Source organism: Chryseobacterium cucumeris (assembly GCF_001593385.1).
GTDB classification, from domain to species: domain Bacteria; phylum Bacteroidota; class Bacteroidia; order Flavobacteriales; family Weeksellaceae; genus Chryseobacterium; species Chryseobacterium cucumeris.
Map to the genome: position 1 here is coordinate 45,975 of NZ_LUVZ01000002.1, position 12,491 is coordinate 58,465.

General features: G+C 36.0%; 10 protein-coding genes. All 10 read left to right on the forward strand.

The annotated features are described in order from the left end of the window. Positions 1 to 42 precede the first annotated feature (42 nt). The 10 genes from A1704_RS06460 (at position 43) to A1704_RS06505 (ending at position 12,484) form a co-directional block, all read left to right on the forward strand. Positions 43 to 612: a hypothetical protein gene (locus A1704_RS06460; RefSeq protein ID WP_131797478.1), complete on the forward strand. Its 570-nt coding sequence runs from the start codon at positions 43 to 45 to the stop codon at positions 610 to 612. Further along, entirely contained in the window at positions 609 to 1,049 is a 441-nt protein-coding gene (locus A1704_RS06465; protein WP_062671689.1) for a lysozyme, read from the forward strand. The genes A1704_RS06460 and A1704_RS06465 overlap by 4 nt, the downstream gene beginning before the upstream one ends. A 325-nt stretch (positions 1,050 to 1,374) precedes the next feature. Further along, a complete protein-coding gene (locus tag A1704_RS06470) occupies positions 1,375 to 2,217 on the forward strand; it encodes a hypothetical protein (RefSeq protein ID WP_062671691.1) in 843 nt (280 codons plus the stop codon). A gap of 13 nt (positions 2,218 to 2,230) precedes the next feature. After that, positions 2,231 to 3,250, forward strand: coding sequence for a hypothetical protein (locus A1704_RS06475; RefSeq protein WP_062671693.1), 1,020 nt, complete (start codon positions 2,231 to 2,233; stop codon positions 3,248 to 3,250). Continuing rightward, positions 3,250 to 8,007 carry a head decoration protein gene (locus tag A1704_RS06480; protein WP_062671695.1) on the forward strand — a complete coding sequence of 1,586 codons (4,758 nt, stop codon included), beginning with the start codon at positions 3,250 to 3,252 and terminating at the stop codon, positions 8,005 to 8,007. Before A1704_RS06475 ends, A1704_RS06480 begins: the two co-directional genes overlap by 1 nt. Positions 8,008 to 8,327: 320 nt before the next feature. Beyond that, positions 8,328 to 8,870 (forward strand): hypothetical protein, encoded by a 543-nt coding sequence (locus A1704_RS06485; protein WP_062671697.1) that lies wholly within the window; start codon positions 8,328 to 8,330, stop codon positions 8,868 to 8,870. Positions 8,871 to 9,075: 205 nt separating this feature from the next. Further along, the gene (locus tag A1704_RS06490; RefSeq protein WP_062671699.1) at positions 9,076 to 9,621 is read left to right on the forward strand and encodes a hypothetical protein; all 546 of its coding nucleotides are present in this window, start codon (positions 9,076 to 9,078) and stop codon (positions 9,619 to 9,621) included. A 667-nt stretch (positions 9,622 to 10,288) separates the two neighbouring features. Then, on the forward strand, positions 10,289 to 10,834 hold the full coding sequence (locus A1704_RS06495) for a hypothetical protein (protein WP_062671701.1): 546 nt from the start codon (positions 10,289 to 10,291) through the stop codon (positions 10,832 to 10,834). Positions 10,835 to 11,057: 223 nt separating this feature from the next. Beyond that, positions 11,058 to 11,603 carry a hypothetical protein gene (locus tag A1704_RS06500; RefSeq protein WP_062671703.1) on the forward strand — a complete coding sequence of 182 codons (546 nt, stop codon included), beginning with the start codon at positions 11,058 to 11,060 and terminating at the stop codon, positions 11,601 to 11,603. A gap of 80 nt (positions 11,604 to 11,683) precedes the next feature. Beyond that, entirely contained in the window at positions 11,684 to 12,484 is an 801-nt protein-coding gene (locus A1704_RS06505) for a WxL protein peptidoglycan domain-containing protein (RefSeq protein ID WP_238590584.1), read from the forward strand. Positions 12,485 to 12,491 lie beyond the last annotated feature (7 nt).

Genomic DNA, 12,491 nt, shown 5'->3' on the forward strand with positions numbered 1-12,491 from the left:
AGAATTCAAGATAAGCCTTTTCAATTTTTAAAACTAAAACTCATGAAAACAAAAATTCTGTTATTGCTCATATTGAGCAGTCTCATGTTGGGCTGCCGGAGTAAACACAAAATTACAGCCACTTATAAAGAAAATACAAAAAAAACAGAAGAAATAAAAGCTGATTCTTTAATCCTTCAAAGCTCACAGTCAGCTCAAAGTATATCGGATGAGGTGTCGCTGAAGGAAGAGAGAAATGAAATATCCGGAGAGCTATTGATTAAAGGAAAATCGGATGCATCTAATCCCTTTGTTTTCCATAATGTAGTGGGACGTGATACGCTTCAACGTATTTCTATTGTGGGAAATGCAGAATATTCCATCAGCAGCTCTTACGCAAAGGGCAACCATGAAAAATCAGAGCTTAGAAAAGAAGAAACTACTCATGTTATCCAGGATTTGATCCAAAAAACAAGTTCAAAAGAAACAGTTAAAGAAGTGGCTTCAAAAGTCTCTGAAGAAACCAGGAAAATTCAAACAGATGGATTGGAGATCCTGGCCTGGATTTTCATTACAATTATTGGAATCACTTTAATACTCATCTTTTTCACCTACAAATATTTTAAAACATGAAAACATCACAAAAGGGAATCAATCTGATTGTATCATTTGAAGGTTTCAGTTCAAAGCCTTATCTGGATTCTGCAGGAATTCCGACAATTGGATATGGCAACACGTACTATCCCGGAGGGAAAAAAGTAACCATGAAAGATCCTGCCATCACTAAAGAGAAAGGAATAGAGCTATTTTCATCAGTTTTACCAACTTATGAAAAAATCGTCAACAGCAAAATTAAACTGAATCTTACTCAGAATCAATTTGATGCTCTTGTTTCACACACTTACAATACCGGTGGATCAGACGGACTATTTTCTTTGATTAATAAAAAAGCAGAAGAGCAGGCTATCAGAAATTGGTTTACCACAAAATACATTACGGCTGCCGGAAAAACATTAAACGGACTCATCCACAGAAGAAAGGCTGAAGCTGATCTGTTCTTTTCTAAATAAACGATTTCTACCTAATACTGGGAACTCTAAACCCTCTGTTATCATTGGAAATAAATCTCCAAATTCATGTGCAGCCTACTTTGTTCCGCCTTCAAACTGCTCATACAGTTCAGGTTTCAGGCAAAGATGTTATAGTATCATTGTAATATTTTGAGATTGCAAAGTGGAATCCGCTTCATTGATTCTTTCTGAGTGAATGCAATGTGGTATAGCATCATCTGCAGATATATGGACTTCTTCGCTCGCTTAAAATATCACACGATAGAAATCATCTTTAAGCCTTTCCCAATTAACAATTTTATCAAAACTAATTATCAATTATCAAATGAGTACACCATTACATACAATTTTAAGTTGGTTTGAAACTGGAGATTTTCCAACAGAAACCCAGTTTAAAGACACGTTTTTATCTTTTTATCACAAAGATGACTTAATCCCTGTGACAGGTATTGAAGGATTTGAAGAAATCTTTCAATTATTTGCCAGTGCGGAAGCATTTCAGGAACACTTAAAAGACCCAAAAGCTCATTCGGAATATCTGGCTTTATTGAATGCCGGTAATCTGACCTCGGCTCATGTTGACAGCTGGAAAAGCAAACTTGGAATAAGCAATGTTGCTACAATTGACAGTTCTGATCAATTGGGGAATGTGTACACTAAAATACAGGTAAATAGCTTTGTAGATGCACTGAAAGATGCTGATAAAGACTTAGCCCTGAAGATAGAAAATGTTAGAAAAATCCTCTTGTCTAATGATCTGTCTTTAGATGAACTTCAGGAAATAGTAAACTTCATTAAAAAAAACCGTGATGATATTGAAGCTTTAAAAGCTCTTCCTATCGGAGAATCAAGTGAAGATAAAGTAAAGCTGGTATTGGACTACGATTGGCTAAGCAGCCCGAAAAATCAACAGGAATTTAATAAGCAGATCTATGATAAGGTTTTGCTGATCTCTCAGACAGCTGAAAGTGCAGTAGTGCAGATTACCGGAAGTGCAGTATTTCCCAATACCCTTGAAACGGAAAATGTAATCATTCAGGCCCGGGATAGTGTTACCGGAAAAAAAATAAATATTGACGATTATGCAACCAATCAAACCATCGAGATCAAGATGCTGGGCGACCTTGCTAATCCTATAAACATTCTCATTTTAAAAGTTAAACCATAAAAAATAGAAAACTATGAATAACAATGCAGTAATCAGTAACAACGCAAATCAGGATAATTTTTTCGGGGAACTACAACGTACCCGTTTTCAACAATTTACTTCATTTCCCAGTACGGATGGTGTTCCTGCAGGCTGGGTAATTGATTATAACGGCCAGTTGCATCAATGGAACGGAACCGAATGGATTAATTTGGCCGAAAATTATGTACATCCGGATTATCCGCTGACTAATAATCCATTTCAGACCAATCAGACAAGCGGGCTTCTATTGCTAAGTCAGATATTGACCAATAGTTCAGGGCATGTTATTAAAGTAGCAGGCCGAAATCTTACCAATGCAGATATTGTTTCTATTGTTGTGAATGACGCTATTCAGTCAGGTACCTTTACATGGTCATCCTATAAGATTAAAACTTATGTTGAAAACTTCATAGGACAAAGCCTTACAGGAGCACTGATCTATCAGCCGGGAGGTTATATTCCTTCTACTGTTGAAGGTTCAATGACGATGCCATCACCTGCTACAGCAGCTGTAATTAAAACAGGAATGGTATGGGTAATTACAGCCAATGGATGGGTGGGCAATGAACCTGTATCTGTGGGTGACCATCTTATTGCCAATACCGATGATGCTTACAATATCCCTAAAAATTATCAGATTATAGAAAAAGGTATTCCTGATATTGTAGACGCTACAGATTCGGTAAAAGGTCTGATCCAGATCGCTACAGATGTTGAAGCTATTGAAGGAGTCAATATTACTAAAGCAATGACTCCAAAATCTACCAAAGCTGTTTTGGATGCAAAAATTAAATCCCAAACATGGCACATCGGAGACGGATCGTCCGTTACTTTCCCCATCACCCATGGCTGGAATACCATCAATGTTGACTATATCTGTTATCGTAATGCTGATAATAGAAAAATAAATGTAAGCTGTACGGTTATATCAGAAAATGACGTACAAATAGATGTTTTGGCACCTCTTACCCCGAATGAATATAGAATTACTTTAACTGCTAGATTAGACTAATGATTGCTCCTGAATATTTTAACAATCATATCGCTGTAGAAGGCGAAATAATTGTGAAAAGTGTTCCAAACGATGCAGGTTCTGTAATGGTTTGGAATTCTGTAACGAAAAAAATTAGCACACGAACCCATGCGGAAATAGTTTCTGATTTAAATTTAGTAACAACCAATACATACCAGGATATACCGGTAAGAAAATCCTTTTCAGGAGCTACAGGTAATGCTTATAATGCAGTTGCTTTAGAAGTAAGAGGTAATGGTGTGTCTGATACAATTTACCCTGCAATTTCTTTTCATCAGCCGGGGCTTTACGCTGCTACACTACAGTATAGGCCAAATGGGTATCACTTTATGAATATCAATGGCAATGCTTTTGATTATGTGAGATCGGCCGGGTATTATAAAGATGGGTCAGATAATGAAAAATTTCTGACGGGAGGCGGTGGAGATTATGATTCCCGAAGAAAAGAAGACTCCTGGTATCATTCGGGAAGAAACTTCCCACAGGGTACCTTAATTGAAACTGATGTAGATTATTCTGTAGACTATGGAGATCAGTTTCTTTTAGAGATTAAAGGTAATATGTATGGCAATGATCAGCCTTTAGATTGTAAGATCCAGGGCTATATCTATAACGGGACTATTATTTCTCATAGCGGCTATTCTACATTATATTACTGGAATGGAATTACGGCCTTAAACTTAAATGGTAAACTTTGTTTTTGGTTTACCCAATTATCTTACTGGCAGGGGTTTGATGTCAAAGTAACGGTTGGATATGGAGGTTTAGACCAGGGGAATAACAGAGTTACTTCAGTGTCGGATCACCCGGATCCGGGAGGTACAAAAAGGGTTCAGATAAATCTTAAACATTTGCTCACTAAAGAAGAGTTAGTTTCTGGTAATACATTTTGGGAGAAGAAAGATACAGGTAGCTATTGGGCATTAGATTCAGATAAACCTATAGCGGGTTTAAACGGTAATAATTCTCAAGTTATTTTATCTGGTGGTTTATTAGCCTCTTCTTCTTATACCGACTCCCAGTTTATTCCTCCTTATGGTATCCATTCAAGAGGTTTTGTGCAAACAGATGAAGGATTTCAAAACAGGTTCTACAAAACCGATGAAAGAAATAGAATCTGGTCATTTGCTAATGCAGATGCTTATGGACTTTCTTATTATCAGGGAAGTGCCAATAGCTTGAATGAAGGTATTGGTTTCCATTTTGGAGATCCGGATCATCCTACCCATTATCTGGGACGCTCAGGTCAGATTTATTCTAAACAAGGTATTTATTCTACTTCATTTACTACAGGTAATAACCAGGTGTTAAATTATAGCGGTTCCTCCACATTATACATAGGAAACCCAACGATTAATACTATTATAGAATCTAATAACAATGATATAATACACTCTAAAAACGGAGTAAATGGAGTGGTTTGGGATGCTCATAATTTAAACCCGTCAACTTTTGTTAATACATCAACTTTAAATAATTATGTTCCTTATACTGGCGCATCACAGGATGTTAATCTTGGTACAAAGGATTTAGAATTTGAAGATGGGGGATCTATTAATAAAAGCCAAAATAAAGTAAGAATATTTAATAAAGTTTATCAGGGCTATTATGATGTTGGAGGACATACGGGTATTTTAGCGATTAAAATGCCACAAGCTTCACCGGAGCATGCAATGTTTAGTATTGATATTAATATTTATGGATATGAAAGCCAGTACTTAGGTAAAGTTAATGTCGCTTTCTATAAATATGTATCAGGAACTCTGGTTACTAATGGTTCAAAAGCGATATGGGAAGTAACAGATAATTTTCCTACCACTACTGCAAGGATTGGGATTGGGACTGATGGATATGTAAGTGTTTTATTAGGAGAATCAGAGACTTTTTGGAATGGGTATTTCTCATTTGAAGTGGCTAGAGTGGAAGTTAAATATGGAAACTATTATCAGGATTGGAATCTGGGATGGTCTCATGCATTAGAACCTAATCTTGACTTATATCCTACCCATATCATTACTTTACCGTCTGATGTAGTCGCTACAAGAAGTTGGTTAACTAATTTTGCAGACAGCAGCTATATTCCAAAAGCAGTTCAGTTTAATGATAACTTCAATAGTCTTGGAGGGTATTCCAGTTCCGGAGTTTACAGAGCAAACAATAACGCAGGCGGAGTTCAGCATCTATATAGTCCTATGTTGCACATGGGTGCTCAGGACACTACAGCACAGTTGCAGATAAAATATAATGATACTAATGCAGATGCAGGAGAACTGGTGTATAGAAGTGGGCATAATGGAAATTGGACACTATGGAGAAAAGCCTGGGATAATGTAAATTTCAAACCGAGCGATTACCAGACGAGAAATACGGATGAAATTATATCGGCAGCAAAATCCTATTATAACAGAATACCTTTCAAACTAAAAAACAGTTCATATAAATCCTGGTCAATTCAGAAACCTACCAATAACAATTTGATATTGGCGCCCTCTGTTACCAATAATGCAGAAGATTGGGATTTAAATAATGGTATAACATTTACTGATGCCGGTCAGGTTTCCTCAAGAGGTTTCAATAAAGTTGGGTATAATGATAACTATATCTTAACAGCGGGTGGTGGCCAGAGATTAGCCTCAGATTTTGTGTCATCTTCAGATTTAGGAAACTATCTCAGAAAAGATGGTGGTACTATGACAGGTGCTTTCAATATAGAAACTCCAGCTATGTTAGGGAGATGGAAAAGTACAGCACAAACAGGGAATTATCTGACCTGGCAAAAGTATGATGGATCTAAAGATATAGCCTATATTGGAGCTGATGGAAATTCTGCCGTATGGAGTGGAGCAGGAGATAGCTTTGCAATGAGAGCTGTAAATGGTGGTGACTTATTATTAAGTTCAGATAGTGGTGCAGTTAAAATTCAGGGAGGCATTCCGTGGACTACGAACAATTTAAATCCCGGAGAATATCTTGCGAAAAGAGGGAACCATCAGGATGCAACTGCAGTAAAAACTGATTATCCTTTAAGTGTTACAGATTGGGCGACAGGTAACGGATTTCCATCTACTTATGGTAACTCTTTACACATAGCAGGAAATAATACATGGTATCACAGGATAGATTTTCCTTTATTCAGCAATCACTTAGAATATTGGCAGGCGATAAATACAACAACGATGACGAAAAAAGGGAATATTCCTTTACTGTCAGATGGAGAATCGCTTTGGACTAATAATAATTTTAACCCTGATACTAAAGTTAATTCTGCCGAAAATGCTCAAACATTAGGATTCTCAAATGGTTTATCAGCAGGTGCGCCTTACATATACCACAGAACAGATGGTTATGTATTTTTAGCAACGCATAATTGGACAAACAGCAAGTTTGTTAATGTCGATGGCCAGCAGGATATTACCGGACTTAAAACTATTAAAGGTAGAGCAAAAAATACAGGCACAGGCTGGGGCAATACCAGTACATCAGCCGAATACTCTTTCTTAGTAGAAACTGAAAGTGGTTCAAATCCTGATAATCAATATACAGCATCCATTGGATTTTATTCTAATAGCGGTACACAAGCCGGTATATATGTACGAAGTAATGACGGAAATGGTACATCTATGGCTTTTGCAACAACCAATTCGTTTGCAGCAGGGCCTCAGATAGCGATGACCATTGATAATTATGGTGCCATTAATCATCTAAGATCAAGACCAACTTTTCAGGGAAATGTAATTTGGGATGCCGGTAATCTTACCCCTGCTATGATCAGTAATTGGAATGATAAGTTTAAAGAATTAAAATATGTTGCTAATTTAAATTTAGTTTCTGAATCTGGAATTTATAGACAGGAAGCCCCATCTTCAGGGTTTAATTATACAACTACTTTAAATCTGAACTCGGCTGATGGCAGACAACAGCTAACCATTGACAGAACAGGAAATGGAATGAAATTCAGAGGAAGTTATTCAGGCTCTGGAGACATAGGATGGCAGCCTTGGAGAACTGTTTGGAGTGACGCAGATTTCTCTCAGGGTAATATCAATAGCTGGAATTATATGTCTAATAACGGTGTTATTGTAAACCAGCAATTTACTAGTCATACAGGTAATGGATTAATGGTTGCTGATGAATATAATGGCGGAGAATCCGGTATATATAATGAACAGGATGGGTTCTATTTAACTGTATTGGAAGGTGAGTATTATAAATATTCAAGTAAATATAAGGGTTGGGAAGGTATTAACTTCCATAGAAAGAGCCATAATATTGGTATAGGTGCACCGGCTAATGATTCGCATAAAGTTAATATTGCCGGTCCAGTATATGTTGAGGGCTCTGTAAAGGCTACTGAAAACTTTAAATCAAAAGATGAAAAGCCTAATACTTTATTTATTCCTGACGGAAGTCTTTCCTACCTTGATGATGAGATTATCAATGAGGACTCTAGAATGAGATTGTCTCATGGAATGATTGAGCAGCAGCCAGGAATTCAGTATTATGATTCTGATAATAGAATGCTGGTCATCAGATGTATGTATGGTGAGCAATTTACATTAGGAAAAGTTTTCCGAGGTCAGAGAATACTCGTATTAAATGCCAGTGATAGTTATGGGCAGGGATTTGATATAAAAAGCGCAGGGTATTCATACAAAATACCACCGTATAGCTCTATTCAATTATTTGTTTGGGATGAAAAGACAGTTTATAAATATGCAGAAAATAAGATGTATTAAAACTTGAAAATTCAAAATAAGGAATATATAACCCATATAAAATGGCGTCACTTTTTTTAAAGTGGCGCCATTTATATTTTATTATTAAAATGAAATGTTTAAACAGTAATTTTATCAGGGAGAAGTTCCTTAAGCATTACAATACTGTTAATTTGATCAATTATTCTTACGATACCTATGCTGATTCCATGATTTTCGGCGAAAAATCTACATTCACTCACATTAGAGTGAAAAAGCTTTGGTGATGTCATATATTGTTATTAGATTTATAATGAATTCAGAATGATAATATTATTACACCTCACTAAAATTTATTAATCATGAAAAAGCAAATTTTTATCATTGCGCTGTCTTTGGGAGCAATCGCCTTAGGAACCAACCAGATTATGGCACAAAGTTCAGAGCAGGTGAGTACATCAGTAAATATTATTTTATCGGACGTTATTGCCATGGACATTGGCTCTGTTGTTTCAGAAGGTACTGTAGATTTTATTTATGGGAGCACAAAAGACTATAATTCACCAAAAAATGTGACTGTTCCCAACAGTTTAGTCATTATTTCCTCTAAAAATTTTGATATAAAAGTAAAATCTGAAGGGGCACACTTTGTAAGTGGTGCAAATGTAATTCCTGTAGATATATTAAAGGTCAAGGCAATACCGGGCGGAAGTTTGGTGGGAACCCTGAATGAGGTCACTTTATCTACAACTGATCAGGTGCTGGTGAGTAATGCAAGTTTAGGAACCAAACAGTCTTTAAATATTGCCTACTCCATTTCGGCGGAAAATGCATCTAAGGTCCTTCTGGGAAAACCACAGGGAACTTACACACAAAAAATAACTTATACCGCCACTGCATTGTAAGTAAATAACAATTCTAAATAGAAAAGCCCTCAATACTTTGACAGTATTGAGGGCTTTTCTATTTAAGTCCAAATGATAAACCGTGTAGTGATTTTACTACACGAACTTCCTTTTTCCACTACAAGGAAACTTTTAGCACCACTATAAATTTGCAGTATACAAAAGATAACAATTAAGTAAAAAATAACAATTAAATAATACAGCCATGACAAAACAAATCGTAATCACAGCCTTAACTTTCGGAGCCATGATATTAGGAACTAATAATGTTCAGGCTCAAAATACAACCGCAACCACCACGGTAAACATTACCCTTAACGATGTGATCTCTATCGATGCAGGAAGTACTGCCATTGGTAATACAGTTGATTTTAACTATGTTACTGCAGCAGACTACAACTCTGATCAGACCGTTACTAAAGCCAACTCTTTGAAAGTTACTTCCACAAAGAACTTTAATGTTAAAGTAAAAGCAGGAGGCGCTAATTTTATGAATGGAACGAACTTAATCCCTGTCAATGTTTTGACTATTAAAGCAGCAACAGCTGCCGGAACAATGGGCGGGACAAAAAATACAGTAGTTTTATCAGCAACAGATCAGAATTTAGTTACAAATGCTCCTCTTGGAAGTGCGTTAACACTGAATCTGGACTACACTATTCCAGCAGCGAAATCATCATCTTCTGATATTTTAGGTAAACCAGCGGGAACTTATACGCAAACAGTAACTTATACCGCGACTGCTTTATAAATTAATTTTTTCATATTAATATTTTGTGATTTGGTGTTTCGAAGGCTTCCTCAGGAGGCCTTTGATTTTTTATGTATTGTACCAATATAGATAAAATTCAAAATCCGGCAATAACGATCAGTCAGCTGTAAGGTAGAATCTATGTTTTTGGACATTGAAATCTAATTAATACATCAAACCAAACATTCAGTAAATTCATTAACCGTTTTATATCTATTTAAAGTTATCAAATCTCAAAAAGCAATTAATGTTTGCCTGCACTCTTTTGAAAATAGTTTGCTGAATGCTTGGTACATTATTACTATTACAATAACAAATTAATTATATTGGTTATTTGAGTTATATTACCATAATACTCTTAAATAACAATGATAATAAAGTTACCAATCTATAAATATTTTTTTGTGAAAACCTAAAGAAAAATTATACACAAACGGTAATTTATATTATGACAGCTTTATAATAGAAATAACAGCAATTTATATAGGCCCTCAATACTTAGAAAATGTTGAGGGCTTTCCTATTTAAGTCCAAATGATAAACCGTGTAGTGATTTTACTACACGAACTTCCTTTTTCCACTACAAAGAAACTTTTAGCACCACTATAAATTTGCAGTATACAAAAGATAACAATTAAGTAAAAAATAACAATAAAATATTACCATCATGAAAAAACAAATCGTAATCACAGCCTTAACTTTTGGAGCGATCATATTTGGAACTAATAATGTTCAAGCTCAAAATACTACAGCAACCACTACTGTAAACATTACCCTGAATGATGTAATCTCCATCGACGCAGGAAGTACTGCCATTGGTAATACGGTAGATTTTAACTATGTTACTGCAGCAGACTACAACTCTGATCAGACCATTACTAAAGCCAACTCTCTGAAAGTTACTTCCACAAAGAACTTTAATGTTAAAGTAAAAGCAGGAGGCGCTAGTTTTATGAATGGAACAAACTTAATCCCTGTCAATGTTTTGACTATTAAAGCAGCAACAGCTGCCGGAACAATGGGCGGGACAAAAAATACTGTAGTTTTATCTGCAACAGATCAGAATTTAGTTACAAATGCTCCTCTTGGAAGTGCGTTAACACTGAATCTGGACTATACTATTCCAGCAGCAAAATCATCATCTTCTGATATTTTAGGTAAGCCAGCGGGAACTTATACGCAAACTGTAACTTATACCGCGACTGCTTTATAATAAAAAATACATCAATTTTATAATAAAAAAACACATCAATATACATGCCCTCAGTACCTGAAAAGTACTGAGGGTTTTTTTGTTTATTATGTGAATAAACTGTGTAGTGATTTTACTACATGTACTTCCGTTTTCCACTACAAAGAAACTTTTATGACCGCTGTAGATTTGTAATGTTCAAAAGAGAACAGGTAAACAAGATTAACAATTAAATAATATTATCATGACAAAACAAATTGCAATCACAGCCTTAACTTTTGGAGCGATCATATTAGGAACTAATAATGTACAGGCTCAAAATACTACTGCAACCACAGTTGTAAAAATTATCCTGAACGATGTCATCTCTATCGACGCAGGAAGTACCGCCATTGGTGGTATAGTTGCCTTTAACTATGCTACTGCAGCAGACTATAACTCTGATCAGACCATTACTAAAGCCAACTCTTTAAAAGTTACTTCCACGAAGAACTTTAATGTAAAGGTAAAAGCAGGGGGACCGAATTTCGTCAATGGTTCAAACTCGATCCCAGTGGATGTTTTGACAATCAAAGCTGCAGAAGCTCCCGGAAGTATGGGCGGAGCAAAAAACGAAGTGGTTTTATCCCCAGGAGAAAGAACCTTAGTATCCAATGCTCCTCTCGGAAGTGCATTAACACTGAATCTGGACTACACCATTCCAGCAGAGAAATCATCATCTTCGGATATTTTAGGTAAGCCAGCGGGAACTTATACGCAAACAGTAACTTATACGGCGACTGCTTTATAATAAAATTTTTAGTTTGTAAAGGCTTATTTTGCTACGTTTTCAGTAGTTTTGAGAATCTTTATTATTAAACTATTTACACCATGAACAAGTTTATTCACCTTTTCATTTTCTTTATTCTTACAGGATCTTCTTCACTTTTGGCACAAAGTATTTCTATGTCGCCTACAAGATTGTTTTTCACAGGTAATCCAGGAGAAAAAGTAACAAAGACAGTCACGCTTCAAAACAGCTCGGATAAAGATTATGTTTTTAATCTCAACTATAAAGATTGGGTTAGAGAAGAAGACGGAAATAAGGTTTATCTTGAAGCAGGCAGTTCAAAAACTTCCAATGCCTCCTGGGTGTCTACCTTAGAAAACACTGTAACAGTTCCTGCGAAAAGTACAAAGGAGATTGTAGTAACCATGCAAATTCCGACAAACGCATCACAGTCTGTCGTTACAAACAGCATGCTGTTTTTCACACAGCTTCCTCAGCAGGCAGATAAGGCACGTATTCAGAATGGTATTGGTATTATCACCTTATTTGAGGTAGGACTTCACATCTTTTACACTCCACCGGGAAACCATGTGAAAAGTCTGGATATCACCAATATTTCAGAAGTGAAAAATGAGAATGCTGCGAATAGAAAAGTTGCTATAAGCATCCATAATGATGGAAACACCATCAATGATGCCACCGTTGAGTTTGAACTCACCAATACAGACAGTGGTAAGGAAATAAAATTACCCGCAATTTCCATCTCTATGTTTCCGGATACCAATCAGGTTGTTCAGTTTTCTTTACCAGAGAACATTTCAGGGAACTTCCTTGGTGTGGTTATCGTCAAAATGGCCGAATCTAATGATTTACGTGTAGGAGAAAAAAACTTTAAATTTTAAAATTAAG